Consider the following 25,047-nt stretch of genomic DNA (forward strand, 5'->3'; position numbering starts at 1 on the left):
GTCTACGAATGCATCGGCGGTTTGTGTCCTTCGGCCAGGAGGTAGGCGCAGTTCACGAGCGCCAGGTGGCTGAACGCCTGGGGGAAGTTGCCGAACAGCCTGCGCTCCTTGGGCAGGTACTCCTCGGCGAGCAGGCCCACTTCGTTGGCGAGTCCCAGGAGCTTGTGGAAGAACCGCTGGGCGTCCTCGGTCCGCCCCATGAGGTGGTAGGTGTTCGCGAGCCAGAAGGAGCAGGCGAGGAACGCGCCCTCTTCACCCTCGAGTCCGTCCACGCTGTCCTCGGTCCGGTAGCGCAGCACCAGCCCGTCCGGCATCAGCTCCTGCTCGATGGCGAGCACGGTTCCCGCGACGCGCGGGTCATCCGGTGGGAGGAACCCGGAGAGGGGGATGAAGAGCAGGCTCGCGTCCACTCCCTTGGAGCCGTAGTACTGGGTGAAGGTGTTGCGCCGGGCGTCGTAGCCCTTGCTGCACACCTCGTCGAAGATGGTCTGCCGCAGCTTCACGAACGGCGCCTTGTCTTCCTTCAGGCCGTACTCCTCGATGACGCGCACCCAGCGGTCCACGGCGGTCCATGCGGAGACCTTGGAGGCGGTGAAGTCGTGCTTGGGGCCGCGCATCTCCCAGATGCCGTGGTCCGGCTGGGTCCACACCTGGGACACGTGCGTCGCCACGCTCTTGAGCGCCTTCTGGGCGCGCTCCGTCATCCGGCCCTTCAGTCGGGAGTGGAGGTAGAGGACCGCGGCGAACTCGCCGAGGATGTCGAGTTGGAACTGCGAGTAGGCACCGTTGCCGATGCGCACGGGGCGAGCGCCCTCGTAGCCGCTCAGCCAGTCCAACGGGACTTCGGTGAGGCGGCGCTCGCCTCGGATGCCGTACATGATTTGGAGTTGGTCGGGGGCGCCGCCGATGGCGTTCAGCAGCCAGTTGCCGAAGGCCTCCGCCTCGTCGGTGAGGTTGCCGAGCATGAGCGCGTTGAGCGTCAGGGCCGCGTCGCGAATCCAGCAGAAGCGGTAGTCCCAGTTGCGCTCACCGCCTGGTGTCTCCGGGAGGCCGAACGTGGGCGCGGCGACGAGCGCGCCCGTGGGTTGGAAGCTGCAGGCCTTGAGGGTGAGCAGGGAGCGGATGACGGCGTCCTGATATCTGGCGGGCAGGCGGATTTTCGAGGCCCAGTCCTCCCAGTAGGCCTGGGTGTCGCGCAGGGCGGCCTCGGCGTCGAGCTCCTCGGGGATGTCGCTGTAGGGCCGGCCCCAGGAGAGGATGAAGGGGATGCGCTGGCCTTCGCGGAGGGTGAACTCCGACTCGAAGGGCGGGGGGGCTTCTCCGGGGCCGCCTCGGAGGTAGAGGGCATCCGGGCCGGCGATGGCGGCGGAGATGCCGTCTCGCTTGCTGAGCAGGGGCACGGTGTAGCCGTTGGCGAAGCGAGGGCGCAGCTCGGAGCGCATCTTCACCGAGCCCTGGATTCCTTCCACGAAGCGCACGAGGTGGGGGCTGCCCTTCCGGATGGGCATGAAGTCCACCAGGCGCACGGTGCCTTCGTCCGTGACGAGCTCGGTCTCCAGGACGAGCGTCTTGCCGAGGTAGCGGCGGCGCACTTCGCGCACGGGTGACTTCGGCGCGAGCTTCCAGCGGCCGTTGTCAGGGGTGCCCAGTAGCGAGGTGAAGCACGCGTCCGAGTCGAAGTCCGGGAGGCAGAGGAAGTCGATGGAGCCGTCACGGGCCACGAGCGCGGCGGTGTAGAGGTCTCCGAGGAGGGCGTGGTCTTCGATGAGCAGACCGGGCTCCGCTCGGGTGTCGCCTCCCCAGCCGGTTCGGGGGGCTTCCCTCGTCTGCACGGTCCCTGTCGAAGTCATGTCGTGTCCCCCCGCGCGAGCCCGCGCGCCTTCCCGAAAAAAGGTAGGCCCCGGCTCTTCGGATGCAATTCGAGTCCAGGGCTCGTCGTCGCGAAGCCCCTGCACGCGGGCGGCGGAGCGCTGGCGAGTTCGGGTCGGACGGCACGGCCCCGGGGGCGTGCTGTCTTGGTGTCTCGGAGAAGAACTGAGCGCGCCGAAGCGGCGCGAGTTCTCAGTGAGAAGGGCCGCCGTCGAGAGAGCCGCCATCCAGCCAACGTGCGGGTGTCGTGTCGGAAGGTGCGCCCCAAGTCGAGCCGACAGGTACGTCCACCGTCAAAGGTCCCGCATCTTCGAGTGTGCCTGCGTCCGGAGCTTCGATGTCCATCCCTGCGCCCGGCTCTCCGTCAAAGACGCGACGAAGAATGCGACCATCCACATGGACGGCATAGGCCGCGCCCGAGTCCAGTGGAAGAACCTTGCCGGAACAGGCAGCAGGGTCCACGTCCATCCGGACGAAGACGATGTCGCCCTCTCGAATGAAGCGATAGAGGCGAGCATCCTGTCGTTCCCAGCAATGTCCCGGCTGGGCTCCCGAGGGCAGGAAGTCATGGGCCGCGAGCATCAAGGCCTTGAGCACTGCGCCATCCAGTTCGAAGGGGGCGGCTGAACCGTCGAGCCTGTGCGCTGGCTGGGCGAAGAACTCTGGAAAGCGAAGAGCTGGGTCCACATCGATGGGGCGATGGGGCGTGGCTCGCGGACAGCCGGCGACGAGCAGAAGCCATGGAATGAGCAATCGTCTCATCGGGCTCCACGGCGTGGGTTCATCATGGACCGAAGTGCGGCGCGCACCCTCACGACGGCAATCCCCACACGTCGAGCGAGATATCCGGCGGAGGCCGGTAGTCCTCGAGCCGAGGCATGGGCACGGGCTCGCCCGGTCCTCCAGCGATGTCCGCGTACGTCAGCCAGCGTCCATCCGGCGCGGTGACGCGCGAGATGTAATCCCACTCGCATGAGTCGTTGAAGATGACGAAGCACCACCCGTTGGAGCAGAGAATCGGCGTGTCGCCACCGCCGGAGTCCTCCACGAGCTGGAGCTGCCGCGTCGAAATCGTGACCTCGCCCCGCTCCAGCGCGTACAGCACCGCGAGCACCTCGTCCTCCTTCAGCTTGTGCTCGCTCGGCTGCTCCTGAAACTCCAGCCGGTTCCCGAACGGGTCCTCACCGTGGAACCGCCGCACCCCCGGCACCTCGAAGCTCCACCTCACCGGATGCTTCGCTTCGAGAAACCGCGAGACCAGCGCATCCAACGTCGTCACCCGGAACGCCGGATGCGCCTTCTTCGCCGGGATGAACGGCTCCTCCACGCCAAGGTGCAGCCCTCGCCCGTCCGGCAGCTCGAACCAGAGCCCGCCTCGCTTCGCGAGTTCTGGGGGTTTGGGAATCTCTCGCAGCCCGAGCAGCTCGCCGTAGAAGGCACGGCCTTTCGCCTCCTCGCCTCGGGGCATCGCGAGCTGGATGTGATCAATCCCCTGAATCATGTTTGCCGCTCCCCCTGTCGTGGCGCGTGAGTCTGCCGGGACTCCTGGTGCGGCAGAAGGGCCTCGTGCTCGCCCACCAACGTGTCCGCCCGCCCGCGCCTCGCAACGCGCAGGGCCTGATTCCGCGAGGTTCCACCCTATTGACGATTGGCAGGCGACTTGAAATGGAAGGCGGAGCGGGCGCAGTGTGCCCATCACCGACGCCTCCGTCGGACCCCTTTCGCTGAAGGACGCGCGATGCTTCCCGTCATCCTCGCCCTGCTCCTGTCGCAGACGCCGCCCGCAGCCAACCCGCGCCAGCAAGGCGTTCCCATCGGCAAGGGCAAGACGCTGCCCACCGTGCGCCTCAGCGCGCCCTCCGGCGGCTGGACGGTGGACCGGATGCTGCTCATCGAGGGCACCGTCAGCGACACCACCATCGACCCCATCGTCGTGTCCCTCAACGGCGACCGCTACCTGATGCGCACCTTCAACGGGCGCTTCAGCCGCAAGTTCCCCGCGGCCAGCGGCAAGAACGTCGTCACGGTGATGGCCACCAACCAGGCCGGCACCGCGCGCACCCAGGCCACCAGCTACGCGCAGGTGCCGCCCGTTCCGTTCAAGGTCATCCTCACCAGCGACACCGACGGCGTGTACACCGACCTGCACGTCTACGAGCCCACCGACACCAGTGAGAAGGACGGCCAGCTCGTCATCGGCTCCATGGCCCACGTGTACTGGGCGGACACCTCCAGCCCGTCGGGCGGCACCTTCTTCCTCAACTCGCAGGGCGGTGACTTCGACCAGCCCGCGTACGGCCCGTACCTCTACATCCACCGCGCGCCGCCCAAGGGCGTGTACCTGGTGGCGACCAACTACTGGCCCAGCGGCGACAAGGCCCACACCCTGGCCACGCTCAACCTCGCGCTCTTCGAGGGCACGCCGAACGAGGTCCGCCGCATGGTGCGCATCCCCCTGGCCACGCCCGGCACCACGCGCGTGCTCGCGTGGGTGAACATCCTCGGCGACGGACAGGCGGAGGTCTACGTGCCCTCGCAGGACCCGAAGCCCACGCGCAAGGGCTGGCCCACCAACCTGGACGCCGCCCTCAAGGAACTCCAGACCAACGGCGGCGGCGAGGGCGACTACTGACGCGCGCGGTCCGACGCGAACCAGTCCACCGCCATGCTCGCCCTGTCCCTGCTCCTGCTGCTGGAGGCCACCGCACCCGCGCCCGAGTCGCGCGACGTGCTGCTGCGTCGGCAGGTGGCGCAGGTCGCGCTCGCGCAATTGAAGCAGCAGGACGCCGCGTGGCATCCGGACCAGCGCGACTGCGCGGGCCTCATCCGCTTCGCCTTCCGCACCGCCTACAAGCGCATCGCCCCGGAGCGCCTCGCCACGCCGCTGTGGCTGGACGCGCGCGGCAAGCCGTCGGACTTCGCGGACGCGGAGACGTTGCTGCATCACAGCCTGGTGTTCCTGGGCCGTGACGAGGCCACGCGCGACGCGGTGCGCACCGGCGATGTGCTCGCGTTCCGCCAGGAGCAGGACGCAGGCCCCGACTTCCATCTCATGCTGGTGGTGCGCCCGGAGGACCGGGCCCATGCGCCGGCGCGTGTCGTCTACCACCCGGGGGAGAAGGGCGCCGCCGTGCGCACCGGGCTCCTCCACAACCTCGCCGACGAGGCGCCACGCGAGTGGCGTCCGGTGCCCACCAACGGCGCCTTCCTCGGCTTCTTTCGTTTCAAGGAGTGGATGCCATGACAGCACCGTCGAGCCCTCCTCCGGGCACGCCGCCACCGGCGGGCCCACCGCCCAAGCGGGGCGGTCCTCCCAAGGGCCTGTTGATTGGATTGGGCACTGTCTTTGTCGGCGCGGCGGTGGCGGGGGCCTTCGTCCTCGGCCGTCGCACCAGCGGCCCTTCGTTGGGGGGTGACGACGGCGCCAGCTCGCCTCCGCTCATCAGCGGCGCGAGCGGCAGCTCCGTTCCCCCCGCGCAGGTGGAAGGACTGCCCGAGCCCACCAGCTCGGAGCTGGAGGTGCCCGATACGAGCGCACCCCAGGCCGTGTGGCTGGACGTGCTCAATCCGCCCAAGGTGCGTGACGCGCTGGCGCGCAACGAGTGGCTGCGCGCGCAGCTGTCACAGCCGCTGGGGCAGGGCTTCGTCGGAGGCTGGGCCGGGTTCCTCGGCTCCACCGGTGAGGACCTGAAGGCCGACTTCACGGGCGCGGTGCTGGACCTGATGGTGGGGCGCGTGGGCAACGCGCCGTTCCGCGTGGCGTGGTTCGCAGGTGGCACGCGCGCGAGCACGCCCGCGTTCATCCTGCCCAAGGCGACGACGTCGGCGACGGCGGCCTACAACGCGCTGGACGCGGTGGCGAGCCGAGGCACCATGACGGTGAAGACGTGCCCGGGTGGCACGCCCACCCCCGTCGCGGAGGGGTTGGAACTGAAGCGCTGGCTGGTGGCGGAGCAGACGCTGTGGGCGGGCAAGACGCCGGACCGGCTCGTCGTGGCGCGGCACCCCGTCGCGGTGCTTCAGGGCCTGTGCGCGGAGGTGCCGGAGCTGAGCGCCGAGGACAACGTGGACTTGGAGCTGGGCTTCCAGCCCGAGGCGTTCGACCGCGACTTGCAGCTGTTCACCCACGTGCTGGGGCTGTCGCCGGACACGCGCCTTCAGTTCGGCGTGGAGGGTGACCGCCTGGTGGGCCGGGGCATCGCCGGCGAGCTGATGGAGGGCACCGCGCGCCTGGACAAGGCGCCGCTGTCCGACGACTTGCTGAAGCTGGTGCCGGAGGAGACGCCGGTGCTGCTGGCCATGCAGCTGAAGCTGCCGGAGACGCTGACGGCCGAGTCGCTCAAGGCCTTCTGGAAGTCGGGCGGCGAGGGCGCGACGCGCACGCGGCAGGTGGCGGTGGTGTGGACGCCGCGCGGGGACTCGGCGCTGCCTCAAGAGGTGGCGGTGCTGTGGGGCCGCCCCGAGGACGGGCCCGCGCTGGAGGGCTTCTTCACCGGAGGCAGCAGCAAGCTGGTCCAGGCCACGGTGTGCAACCACGTGGTGCTGGCGTCGAGCGACGCGGAGCTGCAGGCGCTGCGCATGTCGTGCTCGGGCGGCAAGCCCAGCATGCTCGCCGCGCCGGGGCCGGTGGTGACGGGGCTGCGCGAGCCGAGCTCGGTGGCCTTCGGGGTGAATCTGGGACGGCTGCTCAGCGGCCTCACCATGGACGGCTTCCTGTCCGAGTCCCGAGTGGGGCGCAACGCGCCGATTCCGAAGGCGGCGCCCCCTGAAATCGAAGCGGCGCGGCGCGACCTGGAGTCGCTGCCGTACCTGGGCCTGCGCGGCACCGTGCAAGGCGATTCGCTGGTTCCTGGAGGTTTCGGGTCATGAGGATGATTGCTCGACTCGCGGTACTGACGGCGGTGGCGCTGTCCGGCGTGGCGATGGCCAAGCCGCTCTACATCACCGTGCCGCGCTCCTATGGCAGCGGCGAGCCGGTGGCGGTGGACGTGGCCTTCGAGGACAAGGGGCCGGTGGAGCTGCGCGTCCTCAAGCCCGACAACGTGGATGCATTCATCCGCGCCCAGGGCGACTTGCGGCGCGCGTACCAGACGCCTCCGACGATGAACAACCCGGGCCGCGCGCTCAGCCGCGGCGTCAACGCGGTGGGCATGCCGGGCCGGTGGTTGCTCGACGGGCTCAACCAGAGCTTCCGCGAGGACGTGCTGACCATCCTGCCGCCCGCGCCGAACCTGCCGGGCTCCAGCGAGCCGCTGGCCAAGGTGGCGGAAGGGCCCAAGAAGCTCGTCGGCGTGCCGCCGGGCTTCACCGTGGCGCGCAGCCAGTGGCTCAACCTGGACCTGGGCGGCGCGGAGCGCGACTTCAACGTGCCCGGCTTCAGCGCCAGCGGTGGTTACGGCTTCCAGGAGCGCCGCGTGCTGCTGGCGCCGCTGCCGGCCGGCACCTACGTCCTCCAGCTCGTGCAGGGGCTCGTCGAGGGCCAGGTGGTGCTCGTCGTCAGTGACCTGACGGTGCAGCTCAAGCAGACGGACGGCGAGGTGCTGGTGCGCGTGGCCGGCAAGGACCAGAAGCCGGCCGTGGGCGCTCAGGTGCAGGTGTACCTGCCCAAGGGCAAGGGCCCGACTGGGAAGACGGACGCGAAGGGCGAGGTGCGGCTGGACGTGACGGAGCCGCGCATCATCGCCACCGCGTCGGTGGGCGGCGACACGGCGATTGTCGACACGGACTTCTACTCCACGCTGGCCGTGGCGCCGGACGTGTTCATCTACAGCGACAGGCCCATCTACAAGCCGGGCCACGAGGTGAAGTTCCGCGGCGTGCTGCGCCAGCCGGACACCTTCCTCGCGCGGCTGTTCACGCCGAAGAAGAAGGAAGTGAACGTGAAGCTCGTCTCGCAGGAGGGCCGCGCGCTCACCACGCGCGTGTCCGTGGACGAGTTCGGTGCCTTCCACGGCACGCTCAAGGTGCCCGCCGACCTGGGCACGGGCGTGTTGCGCGTGGAGGCGGAGCTGGACGGTCAGCCGCACCAGGGCGAGGCGCGCGTGCAGGACTACGTGAAGCCGACCTTCTATCTGGAGGCGGAGCCCGAGTCGGAGACGGTGGTGCCCGGCCAGTCGCTGCGCGTGAAGGTGCGCGCGCGTCGCTACGCGGGGGGCGTGCCCGCCGGAGCGAAGTACGAGGTGTTCCTGTACCGCAGCCTGCTGGACGCGCCCGCGTGGGTGGATGACTCCGGCAAGGGTGGCCAGGGCAGCGACGTGACGTACGGCTCGCAGTCCAGCAACGAGGGCAAGCTGAGCGTGCCGGAGCGGCTGTACTCCTCCGTCGCGGAGCGTGGTGTGACAGAGGACCCGTGGGCCAGCGCGACCGGCTTCGACGCGAGCGGCGAGGCGGCGATTGAAGTCGCGGTGCCGGAGCTGAAGGCGGGGGAGGAGCGGCTGCCGTATCGCTACTCGCTCACCGTGCGCTCGCGGGATGACCAGGAGACGTTCGCCAACTCGACGACGTCGTTCTTCCTGTCGAAGGTGGAGGTGTTGGGCACGGCGCGCTACTCGGACGCGGTGGTGGCCAAGGGCGGCGAGGCGCAGCTGTCGGTGCGCGCGACGACGCTGTCGGGCAAGGCGTACGGCGTCACGCAGGGCGAGGTGGAGTTCGTGCTGCGCAAGGCCGACGGCTCCGAGAAGAGCCTGGGCAAGCGCTCGTTCACCACGGCGGCGGACGGGACGCACCGCGAGAAGGCGCCCACGTCGGACGTGGGCGCGGTGCTGGCGCGCGTGGTGGTGAAGGACAAGCGCGGCGAGACGTGGCAGGGCGAGGAGTCGCTGCTCGTCATCGGCTCGGCGGACGAGGCCGTGGCGCAGGTGCCCAACCTCACGCTGGCGTCGCTGTCGGGCACGCTGGAGCCCGGGGACTCGGCGCGGCTGGTGGCGCTCCTGCCGGATGGCTGGGGGGCGGGCGGCCGTGACGCGGGCCCGGTGTGGGTGACGCTGGCGGGCGCCAGCCTCTATGACACGCAGGTGGTGGAGCTGACGGGCCGCACGCTGGTGCACAGCTTCAGCGTGGAGAAGCGCTTCGGCGGCGCGGTGTATGCGTCCGTGGCGTACCCCACGTCGACGGGCCGCTGGGAGGAGCGCACGGTGGCGTTCCGCGTGATTCCGCGCGAGCGCACGCTCACCGTGGAGCTCCAGCCGCGTCGCGCCGAGGCCACGCCGCTGACCGAGCAGACCATCGACGTGCGCGTCGTGGACCACGAGGGCAAGGGCGTCGTCGCGCAGCTGTCGCTGGGCGTGGTGGACAAGGCCGTCTACGCCATCCAGTCCGAGTTCCGTCCCAGGGTGCTGGACTTCTTCTACCCGCCGGCGCGCAACAACGTGTCCAACTTCTACTCCTCGGAGTTCCAGGGGTACGGGTACGGCGAGGCGCTGGCGCGGAAGATGGCGGGGCTGCCGGACCATGCCTTCGCGTCCATCAAGCCGCCCAGCCGTCAGGCGAAGGACCTGGAGAAGGACACGGCGCACTGGGACCCGACGGTGGTGACGGACCGGGATGGTCGCGCCACGGTGCGCTTCACGCTGCCGTCCAACCAGACGCTGTGGGTGGTGACGGCGGTGGCGGCGGACACGTCCGGCCGCTTCGGCGAGAGCACGTCCGAGTTCGCCACGCGCGGGGGCCTCAACCTCTACGCGGCGCTGCCGCAGTTCCTGCGCCAGGGTGACGAGGCGCTCGCGTCCATCCGGCTGTCCGCGGGGGAGAAGTCGCCGGGGAGCCAGCTGCTCGAGGTGAAGCTCGCGTCGCTGGGCGCGCTGAAGGCTGACCAGTCGCAGCACAAGGTGGAGCTGGCGAAGGGCGGCGAGCAGGTGGTGCCGCTGACGCTGCGCGCCGCTTCGACGGGTGATGCGCAGCTCATGGTGGACGTGTCGGGTGGCAAGGACCCGCTGAAGGACCGCAAGCTGTTCCAGGTGGAGTCGTCGGCGGTGGAGGACGTCGTCAAGGTGAGCGCCTGGGGTGGTGGCGCGCTGGAGGTGCCAGCGGCGAAGGAGGCGACGCTGACGCGCGTGGAGCTGGTGCTCCAGCCGTCCATCGTCGACGCGGCGCTGTCCAACGTGCGCGAGCTCTTGTCGTACCCGTACGGGTGCCTGGAGCAGCTCGTGTCGACGACGGTGCCCAACGTGGCGGTGTACCAGGTGCTCCAGCAGGCGGGCGCGCTGGCGAAGCTGGACACGGAGACGCAGGCGCTGCTGGCGGAGGCTCGCAGCCGCTCCGTGCAGGGCACCGCGCGCATCCTCAACCTGTCGGTGAAGGGCGGCGGCTTCACCTGGTTCGGCGGCTACAGCACGCCGAGCCTGCCGCTCACGCTCATCGCGCTGGACGGTCTGGCGTACGCGGCCGAGGCGGGCCTGGTGGACCGCGCGGACCCGCGCCTCGTGGAGAGCACGCGCTGGCTGGAGGCGCAGGAGGGCCTGCCGCCCGAGTACGAGGCCACGCGGGCCTACGTGCTGGCGCGGCTGGAGGGGCCGAAGCAGGCAGCGCGCGTGCGTGCGCTGGTGGAGGCCTCCGAGTCCGGCGAGCTGTACTCGCTGGCGCTGGCGGTGCTCGCGGCGGAGAAGGCGGGCGTCATCAAGGAGCCGGCGCTCCAGGCGCGCATCAACTCGCTGGTGAAGCGCAGCTCGGAGGGGTTCACGACGCTGGCCGCGTACAAGCCGGGCCAGGAGCTGGAGACGTCGGAGGCGTTCTTCCGCTTCCCGCTGCGGCGCGTGGGCATGACTGCGATTGCCGCGCACGCGGCGTCGTTCGGCACGCTGGATGTCACCCGCGCCCGCAAGCGCATCCTGGAGATGCTGTCCGAGCCGGACCTGTCCACGTTCGACCGGAGCACCGCGCTCTTGCACTCGCTGTGGCTGTTGGAGCGCGACGCGAAGGCGTTCAAGGGCATGACTCCGCCGGAGGTGAAGGGCACCAAGGGCGCGGTGAAGTTCTCGCCGCGCGGCATGGGCCTGGTGGCGACGCTGGAGCCGGGGACGCGCACGGTGGACGTGGGCGGCTTCGACGGCGTGGCGACGCTTCAGGCCACCGCGCTCACGCCGCTGTCCGCGGTGCGTGCGCAGGCGGAGGGAATGTCGCTGTCGCGTGCGTACTACGCGCTGCGCGAGGGCGGGAAGGTGAAGCTCGGCGCGGGGGACACGGTGTCGCAGGGCGAAGAGGTCTACGTGGAGCTGACGATGGACGCGCGCGGGAGCAACAAGGTGCGTTCGGCGTACTACGTGGTGGAGGACGCGGTGCCCGCGGGCTTCGTGGCGCTCCAGGAGGACAAGGCGTTCCGCGGTCCTCCGCACTCGCTGCCGCTGGTTCCGGAGGCGCTGAAGCGCCGGGTGCTGAGCCCGGAGCGCGCGACGTTCTTCTTCGAGGAGCCGGCGTGGTGGAGCGACAGCCCGCGCACGGTGGGCTACGTGCTGCGCGCGCAGTTCCCCGGCACGTTCTCCGCGCCTCCCGCGAGCATCGAGGACATGTACGCCGCGAGCATCCACGGCCGCACGGCCGCGGACTCGCTGAAGGTGGTCCCGTCGAAGAAGGGCACGGGAGACCTGTAGTCGATGGGGTGGGCCTCCGTGGTGGCCGTGCTGCTGACGGCCACCCCCGCCTTCGTCACGCGAGGTGACGTGACGCCCGAGTCGGACCTTCGCCGCGAGGCGGAGGCCGGCTGGGCGGCGTTGGAGGCGGTGTACGCGGCGGAGGCGGGTGGGGCGCCGGTGAAGGCCCCGGCCTCCATCGTCCTCCAGCGAGGCGTGGCCCTGTCGCCCGAGCGCAACGCGCAGGGCCGGCCGGGGCTCGTGGAGCTGCGGCAGAACACGCCGGGCATGTTGGACGAGCGACTGCGCGTGGCGCTGAGGCACGAGCTGGCGCATCAGCTCCTATGGTGGGCCTGTCCGCAGTCGAGCGAGGACCGGCTCTTCCACGAGGCCTTCGCGGTGGCGCTGAGCGGCGAGCTGCCCGCGTGGCGCGAGGGCCCGTATCAATCCCTGTCACGCGCGGCGTCGGAGCTGGCGGCGGCGCCCGCGGTGGACTCGACGCGGGCGCGGCGGGCGCTGGCGCGGCTGTTGAGCGAGACGGTGGGGTTTCCCAAGGCGCTGTCGCGGCGGCTTCGCCAGTGTCACGACGGGGCGCGGTGGGTGGTGCCGCTGTCCATCGACGAGCTGGCGGACGTGGAGGTGCGCGCGGCGGGGCCGGCCACGGTGGTCGTGAGTCGTCACTCCGGCGAGGTGCTGCTGTCGGAGGGCGAGGTGCGGCGCGCGCTGCCATATGGCTCCGCGCTGAAGCCCTTCGTGTACGCGGCGGGTCGAGGACATCCGGTGTTGGCGCCGCGTGTGGACGTGCAGGAGTGGGCGTGTGGCCCGGGGCTGCCGGCGAAGGTGGATGCGCGCACGGCGCTGCTGCGCTCGTGCAACGGGTACTTCCTGGACTGGGAGACGCAGGGCTCGGCGCCGAAGGGGTTTGGCGCGTGGGAGCCGGTGCTGTCGGCGCTGGGGATGACGGGGACGCCGGTGGACATGGCGGACGTGGTGGGGCTGCGCTCCACGTTGGCGCTGTCTCCGTGGGGGATGGCGCAGGCGTATCGGCTGTTGGCGGAGGCTCGGCCGGACGTGGTGGCGCTGCTCGCGGACAACGCGGCGCGAGGGACGTTGGCGGAGCTGCCCGCGTCGAAGGCGCTGGTGGGCGTGGCGACGAAGACGGGCACGGTGCGCGACGCGGCGAGCCGTCCGCAGTACGGCTGGATTGCGGCGGTGGACGGGGACCTGGTGGTGGTGGCGGTGCGGCCGGGGAAGATGCCGCGCCAGTTCGCGGAGGAGATTCCCGCGGCGCTGGCGAAGGCGCGCAAGCAGGCGGGAATGGAGGCGGCGCGGGTGCAGGTGTTGGGGTTGGTGCCCGCGCGCGAGGTGGAGGCGCGGTGCGCGGGCGCGGGCTTCACGGTGGAGGACGGGCTGCCCAAGGCCGCGCCGGTGGAGTGGGCTCGACTGGAGGGATTGACGGTGCGTGGAGCGGCGGTGTGCCTGGGCGCGCCGTGGCGGGTGCGCTTCCCGAAGGGGCCGGAGGAGGGGCGGGACTACGCGGGAGTCTTCACCTGGTCGCCGCCGCCCGCGTACCGCCCGCCCGCGGGAGTGCCCACGTCACCGAGCGCGCTGAAGGCGCGGCGGGGTTCGGACTTCGTGTTCCGCACGACGCGGCTGCAGTACACGGCGGGCGTGGTGGCGGCGGAGGACGTGACGTTGAAGGGCGAGGCGCGGCTGGCGTTGGCGCGGGTGGTGGCGCACAACGAGCGGCACAGTCGACACCCGGGCCGGGCCGTCTGCGACACGACGCACTGTCAGGCCTTTCGAGGCACGGTGCGGGTGCAGCGAGAGGACTCGAAGGCGCTGAGACTTCCGGCGCTCAAGTGGCGGGAGTGGCTGTTGTTCTCGCAGGGAGGACAGGAGCCGTGGACGCAGGAGCGGCCGCGCGGGGACGTGGAGCGACTGTTGGGCAAGGGCCTGGTGTCGCTGCGCTTCGAGGCGGGACGCGTCCAATACCTGCTCACGGAGAAGGAGGGCGCGTCGACTTTCGAGAGCGGGCGCTCGCTGCCGTGTGAGTTGTTGCGCTCGGGCTTGAAGCTGCCGTCCTGTCCGCGCACGGCCTCGTTCAATGGGGATGTGCTCGTGTTCGAGGGGCGCGGGCGCGGGCACGGTGAGGGATTGGACGTCGAGGCGGCGAAGTCGAGTGGACTCCGCAGTGACGCGATTCTCGAGAACGCCTACGGACGGAGCCGCCCGGAACCGCGTGATGTGGATTGACCTGAAGGGCGATAGACGTTCGTAATCGCCGAGGTTCAAAACTAGCGGGAGAAACGGTTACTTCGCATTCTGCGCAGATCAAGACCGCGTGAAAGGGCGATGTAGTGACGACCCAGGGTTCTAGTTTGACATCACCGTGTAGGAGAACCTGTTGAGTGCATTGTCATGCTGGACGGCGCGTTCGTTCAGGGGTTAGTCTTATTCATCAAAAAACCTGGGAGGGGGCAGTGTCGAAGTCATTTTTCGATGAGCAGCAGGAACAGTCAGAAATCAAGGCAAGCATCGTTACTAATTATTTCTGGGCATGGGCAAAAGTAATCATGCCCCGAGCTCGAGATGGACGGATTGGGTATATCGACCTGTTTGCTGGACCCGGCCGATACAAGGACGGGGCGAGTTCGACACCACTGATGATCCTTGAGCGGGCTGTTGGTGATGAGAAGATGAGGAATAGGCTTGTAACGCTCTTTAATGACAAGGATGCCGGACATGCCAATTCATTGGAGTCCGCGATTGGGTTGATTCCGGGGGTGAATACGCTCGCGCATAAGCCGCAGGTGAATAACCAGGAGGTCGGGGAAGAGATTGTTAAGATGTTTGAGCAGACTAATTTCATTCCGACGCTCTGTTTTGTGGATCCGTGGGGCTACAAAGGATTGTCGCTGCGGTTGATTAACTCGGTCCTCAAGGATTGGGCGTGTGAATGCGTCTTCTTCTTTAACTATAATCGAATTAATATGGGGTTGAGTAATCCGTTCGTCGTAGAGCACATGAATGCTTTGTTTGGAGAGGAGCGAGCTGCTGCTCTGCGGCCGCGCCTAGCTGGGTTGAGTGCAGGAGACAGGGAGCTCGCGATCGTGGAGGAACTCGCGAAGGCTTTGATTGAGATGGGTGGTAAGTATGTTTTGCCGTTTACGTTTATGAATAAAAACGGCACCAGGACGACACATCATCTGGTGTTTGTGAGTAAGCATGTTCTTGGGTATACGATTATGAAGGAGATCATGGCTGGAGAGAGTTCCGGTGGTAGTCAAGGAGTTGCTACGTTCCGGTATAACCCTGCCGATGATAGGTTTCCGCTGCTGTTTAGTTTGACGCGACCGCTCGATGACTTGGTCGGACGCCTAGCGAGCGATTTTTCCGGGCAGCAATTGACTATGGCTCAGGTATTTGAGCGCCATCATGTGGGCACTCCGTACATTAAGCGAAACTACAAGGAGGCATTGCGTAGGCTCGAGGCGAAAGGCTTGGTTCAGGCCAGTCCAACTGCAGCGGACCGACCTAGCAGAAAGGGCGAGGTTACATTCGCTGATGATGTGCTCGTGAAATTCCCCTGAGAATGGAAGTCGGGGTTGCGTCTGTCGCTGATCTGAACTAGTGTTTAGTGGACCTGGAGCGACCTATGGCCATTCAAAGCGCGATAGAGTGGACAGATGCGACATGGAACCCCGTGAGGGGCTGTAAGAAGCTTTCGCCGGGCTGTAAACACTGTTACGCGGAAACGTTTGCTGAGCGTTTTCGTGGGGTGCCTGGGCATCCATACGAGCAAGGGTTCGACCTGCGGCTTGTGCCAGAGAAGCTCGCTGAGCCTCTGCGATGGAAGAGTCCTAAAACGGTCTTCGTCAATTCGATGAGCGACCTTTTTCTCGACGGTATTCCCGAAGACTATGTTGTTGCTGTGGCTCGTGTCATGGAATTGGCGCCATGGCATACTTTTCAGGTTCTTACGAAGCGCTCTGAACGAATGCGGAAAATGTTGAATGGGTGTCTTTCATTTGCGGCTCAGCTCCCAAATGTTTGGTGGGGAGTGAGTGTGGAAGATCGACGCTATGGTTTGCCACGGGTCAGCCACCTGAGTTCGTCGAATGCTGGAACCCGATTTTTGTCAATCGAGCCTCTTCTTGAGGATTTAGGCGAGGTATCTCTCGAGGGTATTGATTGGGTAATTGTGGGAGGGGAAAGTGGCGCGGGTGCACGCCCGATGCACAGAGACTGGGTTGTTTCTCTTCGTGATCAGTGCCTGCGGGCTCGCGTGCCATTCTTCTTTAAACAATGGGGGGGAGTGCAGAAAAGTAGAACAGGCAGGGTCTTAGATGGCCGGACCTACGATGCCATTCCTGCAAGGCACATGGCTGTTGTGCCCAGTGCCGGTTATTGTGGAGCCCTTGTTGAGCGTGTTCAAGCAGCTGCCGTGCCTTGGACAGGGAGTTCAAAAGGGCAGGATGGAATTCAACTGGGTCTTTTGTAGATTGTATGCTGACCTTATGGGTCGGCCACGAACGAACTGCTTAGCTCATGATCTGCTTGGCTTGAGTTGTTGTTAGCGAATTGCGCCGATGATGATGGAAGCACCAGCCGGGCGCGGGTTCCTCCCTCGGAGACACCCTGGAGGGACAGCATTCCCCCGTGGGCCTCGACGATGCGGCGCACGAGCGTCAACCCGAGGCCCGTGCCTCCTGTCTCCCGCGTGCGGCTGCGGTCGGTGCGGAAGAACGGCGTGGTGAGCTTGGGCAGGTCCTCGTCGCTGATGCCGATGCCCCGGTCCTCCACTTCCAGGTGCACCGTGCCGGCCTCCACCTGGGCCCGCAGCGTCACCGGACTGCCGGGCTCCGAATATTTGCGCGCGTTGTCGAGCAGGTTGTGCAGCGCGCGCCGCACCAGCACCGGGTCGGCCTCCACCGTGGGCAGGTGCTCGGGCAGCTCCAGTTGGAGAGGACACTCGGGGGCGCTCTTCTGGAAGCGCTCGGCGGCGTCCTTCAGGAACTCCGTCAGCCGCAGCGTCGCGCGCTGGATGCGAGGCCCCGGCTGTCCCGCTTGATTCGCCTCCAGGTCCAGCCGCGCCATCTGCAACACGCCATCCACGAGCTGCTGAAGCTCACCGATGTCCCGCCGCAGCTCCGGCAGTCGCGTCGCCAGCTCCTCCGGTCGCCCGTCCTCCACCAGGTCCAGCGTCACGCCCAGTCGTGCCAGGGGCGTGCGCAGCTCATGGGACACGTTCGCCAGCAGCTCCTTCTGGCCCCGGATGAGTGACTCCATCCGCTCGGCCATCGTGTCGAAGGTGTTTCCCAGCACCGCCACTTCGTTCCGGCCCTTCAGCCGCACACGAGCGGACAAGCGCCCCTGACCGAACTCCCCCACCACCGTCGTCAGCCGCTCCAACGGGGAGACAATCGCCCGCGCCAGGGGCACGGAGATTCCCGCCAGGAAGAAGAGCACGGCGGCCAGGCTGACACTGAGCGCCACGTAGACCCAGCGATGGGTGACGGTCCGGTAGATCAGCACGCCCGTCACGACATCGCCGCGCCACGTGGGGGCGGCCCAGAAGTTGAGTTCATCCCTCTCGAACCAGTTATTGGCCTTGCGAACTTCTCGCCACTCCGCGTCGTCGAGGGGTCTCAGCGGAGGGTGTGCCGAAGTCGCTTTCACGTTGCCCTGAAGGTCATACAGGGTGGCCTGGACGTTTTTCTTCTTGTCGAGGGACTCGAGCATGAGCGCGAGGTCGGAGGGGTCCGAGCTGGCCAGCTCCACCAGTTCCTGGAAGTGCTCGAGGTTCGGTTGGTTCCCCTGAAATTGAAGAAGCCTGGTGATGAGGGCGAAGGACAAGACGGCCCCCCCCAGCATCAACAGGCCATACAGATAGATGCGCCAGAACATCCGGCGGGGACGGAGTCGTTCGAGGAGCTTCATGACTCCTCACCCCTCTCCAGCACATACCCGACGCCTCGCACCGTCTTGAGCATCCGAGGGTTGCGCGCGTCGTCCCCCAGCTTCTGACGCAGCCGGGACACATGCACGTCGATGGCTCGGTCCACCGGGCCGTCCGGGTCGCTGCCCTTCGCCAGCTCCAGCAGTTGCTCACGCGACAGCACCCGTCCCGCGCGCTCCGCGAGCCCGAGCAGCAACGCGAACTCGTGCCGCGTCAGCGACAACACCTGTCCATCCAGCGACGCCCGCATGTCGCTCCGGTTCAGCGTGAGCGCGCCCACACGCACCACCTCGCGCGAGGGCCCCAGCAGGCCCCGGCTGCGACGCACCAACGCCTGGATGCGCGCCAGCAGCTCCCGAGAGGAGAAGGGCTTGGGCAGATAGTCGTCCGCGCCCAGCTCCAATCCCATCACCCGGTCCGCCTCCTCGCCGCGCGCGGTGAGCATGAGGATGGGCACCGCCGAGCGCTCCCGTAGCTCTCGACACACGGTGAGCCCATCCTTCCGAGGCAGCATGATGTCGATGAGGATGGCGTCGAAGGCGCGGCGCGAGGCTTCAATCAACCCCAGCTCCCCATCCCGCGCGACGCACGTGCGCACGCCCTGGCGCTCCAGGTACTCGGCCGTGAGGCGCGCCAGGTGCGCGTCGTCCTCGATGAGGAGCACCTCGATGCCGGGTGACGGTGTGGCGGTTCCCATCATGTCTCCCAGTCTAGTGGCGCGGGCACGCCGCGGGCTCGCCGTCGAACCACGGGAGCGAATCACCCACCAGTTGCCTCCGCCAGCTGAGCAGGAGCAGGCCTGTCGCGCAGGCGCCCCCAGGCGTCATGAGCTGCTTCACCCATTCCTGGGGATTCAGCCGGCGCGCCTGCCACACGCCGACCTCGACGAGGAGCTGGGACAGCTCCACCAGGTCTGTCGGTCGAAGGCTGGACCTCATGTCGAGGCTCGGGGGCATCGCGGACCGCGACGCGAAGGCGAGCAGCAACAGGACTTGGACGGCGAGCGGAACCACCGCGTGGAGACGTCGGATGGGGCGTGGGGACGACATCGAACCTCCCAGGGCCAGGACCTCGGGGTCCTTGGATGACTCGCAGTTCAACGCCGGGATGTCGCGGGAGGATGTGCGGAATGTAAACGAATGTAACGGGCCGCCGGGGTGGGCGCGTGCATTGGCACGTCCGTGGGAATCAGCCATGTTCGCGAGCAGAGGGGTTGGTCCATCTGCTTTGGGGAAGATGACATGCACGTCGCATCGCGCCGGTTCGCGCTTTCGTTGCTCTTGAGTGCCTCGCTGTGGTCCGGATGCACCGAGGACTCGCAAACGCCGCGGGATGGACCCGACACGGAAGAAGGGTGTCCCGCGGTCACCGGCGCCGTCGTGGAGCACCAGGGCCTCCTCTCCAGCCCGGAGACGTGGGCCGCCGGCGGTCCGCATGTCATCACCAGCGACCTCACCATCCGGGGGCAGGTCACCGTGGCGGCCTGCGCGACGGTGCGCATCGCGGCGGGGGCCTCCCTCCAGGTGGACAGCGGCGGCGTGCTCCGTGTCGAGGGCAAGCAGGGCCAGCCCGTGCGCTTCGAGTCACGCGAGTCGGGCAAGCCGTGGGGCCAGGTGCTCATCGGGACGGGAGGCTCGGCGCGGTTGGAGTGGACCGTGTTCTCTGGAGGCGGAGACACGGCGACGGCCCTGGCCACGGTGCGCGTGAATGCGGGCGCGGACCTCCCCGGCCTGACGCCGCTGTTCGTCAACCACGTCACCATCGAGAGCTCGCAGGGGCCCGGCATCCTCATCAATGGCACCTCGGGCTTCGCGACGGGCTCCTCGGACCTGACCATTCGCGGGTCCGGCAGCACGGCCCGGCCGCAGCCGCTCGCCGTCAATCCCAATGCCCTGGGGACGCTGCCGTCGGGCACGTACACGGGCAACCTGGATGACTCCATCTACGTGGGGCCGTCCATCGCGTCGGCCTCGGTGTTCTACCTGGGCGCCAATGCCACGCTGAAGGACCTGGGCGTGCCCTATCGGCTGGAGGGGCTCCAGGTGGGTGGGAATCGGGTGGCGGCGACGCTCACCATCGAAGCGGGCGCGACGCTGCGCTTCGAGCCGGCGACGACGCTGGACATCTACGACGAGACGAGCGCGCTCATCGCCGCGGGAACGGCCGCTCGGCCCATCACCTTCACATCGAGCGAGGCGACGCCGAGGGCGGGTGACTGGACGGGCATCCGCTTCGACGGGATGAACGCGGCCAACCGGCTGGAGTCGGTGGTGGTGCGCTACGCGGGTGGCGCGTGCCAGTGCTCCAGCTTCGGGTGCAACTACCTGCCGCCTGGGTTCGATGTCAGCTCGGCCATCCTCGTGTTCGACGAGCCGACGGCGCCGTTCATCGCGAACTCGCGCATCGAGGACAGCGCGGGGCACGGCATTCTGCGCGGGTGGAATGGCTCCGACCTCAGCCTCGCCGCGAGCACCACCTTCGCGCGCATCGCCGAGTGCACGGAGACGAAGCCGAAGGACCGCGACGGGCGCTGCCCCGCCGAGACGCCCGTCTGTCCTCGCAGCCCCTGAGGCACCGTGGGACGCCGAGCGCTCCACCGGCGTCCCTCCGAGGCCTCGCCGTGTCCCCCCAGCGCTCGGGCGTGAGACACCCCGGGGCGACTGACGCCGCTGAAAACAACGACGCCGGAGCCTCCTCGTGGGAGACCCCGGCGCCGAGCCGACAACAGTCCGTGCTGTCGTGAGACGTCCTAGCGGTAGGTCGCCGTCAACTGGTCCGCGCGCGCCGACTGGCCCGCGGTGAACGTGTTCATGCAGTTGTCGTCGGTGTAGTCCATGAAGTTGGTGATGGGGTCGTTGCCCGCCGTCGAGCAGGTGTTGCGGCCCGTGGGGCAGCCGTACGCAGGGGAGGCCTCGGCCGGGGTGTCGCTGACGGAGTCACCCGTGGCGGTGCAGCCGCCCTGGAACGTGTGGTACAGGCCCAGCCAGTGGCCGACCTCGTGCGTGCCCGTGTCGCCCTCGTTGTAGGGCGCCGCCGAGCCGCCCGGAACGCTGCTGTAGAGCATGACCACGCCGTCCTGCAGCGGCTGCGAGGTGTAGCTGGAGGGGAACGTCGCCCAGCCCAGCAGGCCGCCGCTCAGGTTGGCGGTGTAGATGTTGAGGCTCTCCTTGCCACCCTTGCGCAGGGCCTTCTTCATCGCGCGCTCGTTCGCGCTGCCGTCCTTGAGCGCGAACCACTTCGAGTTCGTCGTGCGGTCCGTGCCCTGGAGCACGAAGCGGAACGGGGTGTTGGCATAGGCCGCGTTCAGCACGTTCATCTGCGCGGTGATCTGCGAGTCCGGGATGTCGCCGTTCGCGATGCCCGTGCCCTTGTTGATGACGTGGAAGTAGGTCGGCACCGTCACCGAGCCCACCGCGCGCATCGCCGTCTTCTGCTCGGCCAGGAAGGCGTCGATGGCGGCGCGCTCCTCCACCGAGGGCTCCACCGTCGCACAGCCCCGGTGCAGCGCCGTCTGCTCCACCGCGGGGTCCGCCGGCGACGGGGCCTCCGCGGCCTCCTCACCCTTGCACGCGGCGAGGCTCAGCAGGGCACCGGCAAACACGGCCAGACGACCATTCTTCTTCGCGACGCTGCCAATCATTGTCATCTCCAGGGAAGATGGAGATTGGGTGAATAACTGAATGAAACAGAGAGAGTCAATGCCACCCCGAGACATTCTGTAGACAATCCCCGTGTGTCCGACGACGCACTCCCGGGCGGATGAGACAGCAATGCTCCACTCGGTGAGGGTGATTGTAAAATGTCTTTCATTGTCTCGGCACTCCCAGGGGTGCGTGGGTATGTCTGGACTTAGGCCAGGGGCTCCCCGACGGGTCGGGTCACCGGCGGCGACTCCCGGGATGACGTGCCGCGTCGGGAAGGGTCCGGAAAAATCCCACCTTCCCGCGCAACTCTTTCTCTCAGGTTTCGAGAATTGAGATCTGGATTCCAGAAGAGCCTGGATTCCCCTGCCTGAGAGGTCCTCGAATGGCCCCCCCCGTTAGCGGCCCCCCGAACAACTCCGCTCAAATCGCCGCCGCCGAAGCCCAACGCCGTCAGGCCGAAGAGGCCCGCCGTCGCGCGGAGGCAGCGCGCAAGGCCGCGGAAAACCAGAAGAAAGCCGCCGCCGAAGCCCAGAAGAAGGCCGCCGAGGCCCAGAAGAAGACGGCCTCCGGTGCCCAGCAGAAGGCGCGCACGGATGCCGCTCAGGCGAAGGTCGCGGCGGACAAGGAGAAGGCCGCGAGGGTCGCGAAGGACGACGCCCAGAAGAAGGCGGCCGAGGCCCAGAGCAAGCTCGACGCGAAGCAGACCCAGGCCGACAGCAAGGGCGCGAAGCTGACCGACCCGGAGCGCAAGGACCTGGACGCGGCGAAGAAGGTGGCCAGGGACACCCAGGCCGAGGCCACCCAGGCCAATGACAAGCTCGTGCAGGCGCAGAAGGAGGCCACCGCCGCCCGGCAGCTCTCCGACACGTCGCACAACAAGGCCATTGAAGAGGCCAACAGGGCCCTCCAGACACAGAAGTCCGCCAACACCGCGGCGAAGGCGGCGGGCGAGAAGCCCCCGTACGCGGAAGCCAACCAGGTGCGCGACGTCTTCGACGCCGGCAGTCTGGACCCCAAGGCCCAGGAGCGGTTGTTCGGGACGAAGTCGGTGGTCTCTCCGCAGCAGGCGGTCCACGCGGATGCGAAGGCGGTGAATGACGCCTCCCTGCGCAACCCCGCCGAGGGGGCCAAGGAGCTGCGCCGGCAAATCGAGGCCAACCCGGACCCCGCCTACCGCGAGGCCCTGATGAAGGAGTCCCAGCCCTCCATCGACCGCATGACGTCCAGCCTGGACAATGCCGGCGTGTCGCAGGAGCAGGCGACCCAGGCGGTGACCGACCTGAGCCACGCCGCCGAGCTGACCAGTCCCAAGGCGTCCCGCGACGTGGCGGACAGCTTCCGCCGCTCCATGACCGACTCGGCCTCTCCCGGGGACGAGCCGATCCGCCTCCGCAACGCGCTGAAGGCGAGCGCGAAGGACCCGGCGGTGACGAACGTCGCCAAGGGCATGGTGGAGGGCCTCCGCGAGACGGGGCACTACGGAAAGGCGGACGACATCACCGGCCTGGCCCCGGAGCTGGAGAAGGTCTCCACGCAGACTCCTGGCCAGACGAAGGCCCGCGAAGAGCTGGACATCCAGAACGCGAAGGAGAGCAAGGACACCGTCGCCGCGCAGCAGAAGCAGCTGGACGAGGCCACGCGCGGCCAGGTCGACGAGCTCTTCACGGCCGCCCAGGACAAGAAGCCTCCCGAGGGCTTCGAGGCGGTGGACACGAAGGACCCCAACCGCGTCGAGTTCGTCCAGAAGGACCCGACGGGAGAGGTCACCGCGCGCATCTCCGCGACGCGCGACGACAAGAACAACGTCACCCTGGACACCAGCGCCGTCGACCCCCAGAGCAAGCAAGTCACTCGCGAGGTCGTGACGAGCAACGGGCCGGAGGGCACCACCACCAGCCAGAAGGCCACGTGGACGCCCGCCAAGGGCCAGGACATCCGCAACCCTCCGTCCATCGAGGACCTGAAGAAGAGCCGCGACCCGGCCGTGGGCGTGGAGGAGAGCAAGGTCTCCCGCGACCAGGGCGACCTGCTCACCACGACGTACAAGCAGGGCGGTGGTGGCGTCGAGGGCTCGGAGACGCGCTTCAGCCAGCAGCAGGGCGAGGGCGGGCTCGACGACAACTTCAAGGACAAGTTCAACGAACACAAGCCCATCGACCGGACGGAGACGAAGAGCTACTCGATTCCTCCTCCGGGAACGAAGGGGCCGGACGGCAAGGACCTGGAGCCGTCCTACACGCGCACGCAGACCTTCTCCCAGGGCGAGGGCGTGAACGAGGTGCAGGCCACGGCCACCATGAGCAAGCAGCTCACGGCGGACGACGGCTTCAACGTGGACAAGGGGCCGCGCAACGCGGGTGACTTGTCGAGCGTGTCCGGCAAGCTCAAGTCGGAGGACGGCGAGAGTGGCGAGTCCTTCGACGGCGACACGGACAACCCCAAGCAGTGGGTGCTCGAGAGGACCGACGGCAGCAAGTACAACAGCCAGACCTTCATCGAGGGCCACCCGGACATCTCGGTCGTCACCGAGCGCACCGCCAAGGGCAACACCGTCGAAGAGACGGTGAAGGGCAAGGTCTACGGCACCGAGGGCGACAAGAAGGGCGAGCCCGTCGACATCAGCTCCAAGTCCAGCCGCGGCTATGACGACAAAGGCATCCTCACCAGCGCCAAGGGCGAGACGAAGGGCGCGGACGGCGTCACCACGAAGCAGGACTACCAGCGGACCGACACGGTGGGCCCGGACGGTCGGCTCCAGGTGGACGAGCGCAGCACCAGCACGCGCACGCCGCAGGGGGGACAGCCCACGACGGTGACGTCGGAGCGCCAGCGCCGCGAGTCGGACGCGGGCGTGCTCCAACTGGTCAATGCCTCCAAGTCCGTCCAGGGCCCGGAGGGCTCCTCGCAGGTGCGCGTCACCCCGGAGAAGACGGAGCTGTCGGTCAACGGCAGGCCCGTCCCGGAAGGAGACCTGGGCAAGCTGGACACGAAGGAGAAGGCCCTGCTGGACGTCACGCGGGGCGAGATGGCGAAGGAACTCTACAACCTCGCCATGACGCCGGAGCCCGGCACCGCCAAGGAGAAGAGCGAAGGCCCCATCAACACGCCCGAGTCCACGGGCGACGTGACGGCGGCGCTCTCCATCAACAAGGACGTGCTCGGGTTGATTTCTCAGGACGCGCTCAACACCCTGACGCAGTCGTCGACACCCCCTGCGGACCCGGCGAACGCGAATCCCACGGGAGATGCGGACCCGGCGAATCCGGCTCCCACGGGCGACCCGGCCAACGCGAATCCGTCGGGACAGACGGACCCGGCGAACCCGGCTCCCTCGGGCGACCCGGCCGACGCGAACCCCTCGGGAGATGCGGACCCGGCGAACGCGAACCCCCCGGGGGATGCGGACTCGGAGGCGGCGCGCCTGGCGAAGTTCGCGCGCGGCGTCCAGGTGGGCGCGGAGAGCCTGGGCATCGTCGGCAACACGCTGGGGGCGCTGTCCTCGGGCGCGGACCTGGTGAACAACATCAGCCAGGGCAACTACGTGGCCGCGGCGCAGAACGTGGTCAACATCGGCGGCGGCGTCGGCGGCATCATCCAGGGGGTCAACGGCATCCGTGGAGGCGCCGAGCTGGCGACGGGCATCGCGGGCGCGGGCGGCGAAGTGGGAGGGCTCGCGGGTCTGCGCGCGGCGTCCACCACGGCCTCGGGGTTCCGTGAAGCGCTCGCGGTGGGCGGCAAGCTGGGCGCGGTCGGCACGGGGCTCGGCGTCGTCTCGGGCGGCTTCGACCTCGTCGGCGGCATCCAGGCGGGCGACGGGTGGCAGATCGCCAAGGGTGGCGTCAGCATCGCGGGAGCGATTGGCGCTGGCGTGGCGGTGGGCTCCATCGGCGGCCCGCTGGGCGCTGGCGTCGGTCTGCTCATCGGCGTGGGCGTCTACGGCGTGGGGGAGCTGTTCGACAAGCTGGGTGAGGACAACAAGGAGCAGCAGATCGCCGACGTGGAGATCTAG

Annotated in this window: 16 protein-coding genes; 9 read left to right on the forward strand and 7 right to left on the reverse strand. The window is 68.1% G+C overall.

The annotated features are described in order from the left end of the window. Positions 1 to 2: 2 nt before the first annotated feature. The 3 genes from LZ199_RS11635 to LZ199_RS11645 form a co-directional block, all read right to left on the reverse strand. Positions 3 to 1,850 carry a glycoside hydrolase family 15 protein gene (locus LZ199_RS11635; RefSeq protein WP_253993722.1) on the reverse strand — a complete coding sequence of 616 codons (1,848 nt, stop codon included), beginning with the start codon at positions 1,848 to 1,850 and terminating at the stop codon, positions 3 to 5. A gap of 211 nt (positions 1,851 to 2,061) precedes the next feature. Further along, positions 2,062 to 2,631 carry a hypothetical protein gene (locus LZ199_RS11640; protein WP_253993723.1) on the reverse strand — a complete coding sequence of 190 codons (570 nt, stop codon included), beginning with the start codon at positions 2,629 to 2,631 and terminating at the stop codon, positions 2,062 to 2,064. Positions 2,632 to 2,680: 49 nt separating this feature from the next. After that, positions 2,681 to 3,370, reverse strand: coding sequence for a DUF7693 family protein (locus LZ199_RS11645; protein ID WP_253993724.1), 690 nt, complete (start codon positions 3,368 to 3,370; stop codon positions 2,681 to 2,683). A 237-nt stretch (positions 3,371 to 3,607) separates the two neighbouring features. Between LZ199_RS11645 and LZ199_RS11650 the strand changes: the two genes are divergently transcribed. The 7 genes from LZ199_RS11650 to LZ199_RS11680 all read left to right on the forward strand — a co-directional run bounded on the left by LZ199_RS11650 (position 3,608) and on the right by LZ199_RS11680 (position 15,936). Next, on the forward strand, positions 3,608 to 4,501 hold the full coding sequence (locus LZ199_RS11650; RefSeq protein WP_253993725.1) for a DUF2135 domain-containing protein: 894 nt from the start codon (positions 3,608 to 3,610) through the stop codon (positions 4,499 to 4,501). Positions 4,502 to 4,534: 33 nt separating this feature from the next. After that, positions 4,535 to 5,113, forward strand: a complete 579-nt coding sequence (locus LZ199_RS11655) for a DUF1175 family protein (RefSeq protein WP_253993726.1) — start codon at positions 4,535 to 4,537, stop codon at positions 5,111 to 5,113. After that, positions 5,110 to 6,738: a hypothetical protein gene (locus LZ199_RS11660; protein ID WP_253993727.1), complete on the forward strand. Its 1,629-nt coding sequence runs from the start codon at positions 5,110 to 5,112 to the stop codon at positions 6,736 to 6,738. The genes LZ199_RS11655 and LZ199_RS11660 overlap by 4 nt, the downstream gene beginning before the upstream one ends. Next, positions 6,735 to 11,453, forward strand: coding sequence for an alpha-2-macroglobulin family protein (locus tag LZ199_RS11665; RefSeq protein ID WP_253993728.1), 4,719 nt, complete (start codon positions 6,735 to 6,737; stop codon positions 11,451 to 11,453). The genes LZ199_RS11660 and LZ199_RS11665 overlap by 4 nt, the downstream gene beginning before the upstream one ends. Before the next feature lie 3 nt (positions 11,454 to 11,456). Beyond that, complete coding sequence (locus tag LZ199_RS11670; RefSeq protein WP_253993729.1) at positions 11,457 to 13,688, forward strand: SpoIID/LytB domain-containing protein; 2,232 nt, start codon at positions 11,457 to 11,459, stop codon at positions 13,686 to 13,688. A gap of 227 nt (positions 13,689 to 13,915) precedes the next feature. Beyond that, complete coding sequence (locus LZ199_RS11675) at positions 13,916 to 15,025, forward strand: three-Cys-motif partner protein TcmP (protein WP_253993730.1); 1,110 nt, start codon at positions 13,916 to 13,918, stop codon at positions 15,023 to 15,025. Positions 15,026 to 15,090: 65 nt separating this feature from the next. Then, entirely contained in the window at positions 15,091 to 15,936 is an 846-nt protein-coding gene (locus LZ199_RS11680; RefSeq protein ID WP_253993731.1) for a DUF5131 family protein, read from the forward strand. Between the two features lie 14 nt (positions 15,937 to 15,950). Here LZ199_RS11680 and LZ199_RS11685 read toward each other — a convergent pair whose 3' ends face one another. The 3 genes from LZ199_RS11685 to LZ199_RS11695 are packed head-to-tail and all read right to left on the reverse strand — an operon-like array spanning position 15,951 to position 18,443. Then, positions 15,951 to 17,375, reverse strand: coding sequence for a sensor histidine kinase (locus LZ199_RS11685; protein ID WP_253993732.1), 1,425 nt, complete (start codon positions 17,373 to 17,375; stop codon positions 15,951 to 15,953). Beyond that, complete coding sequence (locus LZ199_RS11690; RefSeq protein WP_253993822.1) at positions 17,372 to 18,091, reverse strand: response regulator transcription factor; 720 nt, start codon at positions 18,089 to 18,091, stop codon at positions 17,372 to 17,374. The genes LZ199_RS11685 and LZ199_RS11690 overlap by 4 nt, the downstream gene beginning before the upstream one ends. A 13-nt stretch (positions 18,092 to 18,104) precedes the next feature. Then, a complete protein-coding gene (locus LZ199_RS11695) occupies positions 18,105 to 18,443 on the reverse strand; it encodes a hypothetical protein (protein WP_253993733.1) in 339 nt (112 codons plus the stop codon). A gap of 192 nt (positions 18,444 to 18,635) precedes the next feature. Here LZ199_RS11695 and LZ199_RS11700 point away from each other — a divergent pair, with 192 nt between their 5' ends. Further along, entirely contained in the window at positions 18,636 to 19,964 is a 1,329-nt protein-coding gene (locus tag LZ199_RS11700; protein ID WP_253993734.1) for a hypothetical protein, read from the forward strand. 179 nt (positions 19,965 to 20,143) lie between these two features. On the opposite strand, the gene LZ199_RS11705 is transcribed toward LZ199_RS11700, so the two are convergent. Continuing rightward, entirely contained in the window at positions 20,144 to 21,034 is an 891-nt protein-coding gene (locus LZ199_RS11705; RefSeq protein WP_253993735.1) for a zinc metalloprotease, read from the reverse strand. 386 nt (positions 21,035 to 21,420) lie between these two features. Here LZ199_RS11705 and LZ199_RS11710 point away from each other — a divergent pair, with 386 nt between their 5' ends. Further along, on the forward strand, positions 21,421 to 25,047 hold the full coding sequence (locus tag LZ199_RS11710; RefSeq protein WP_253993736.1) for a hypothetical protein: 3,627 nt from the start codon (positions 21,421 to 21,423) through the stop codon (positions 25,045 to 25,047).

This window comes from Myxococcus qinghaiensis (assembly GCF_024198215.1).
GTDB lineage: Bacteria > Myxococcota > Myxococcia > Myxococcales > Myxococcaceae > Myxococcus > Myxococcus qinghaiensis.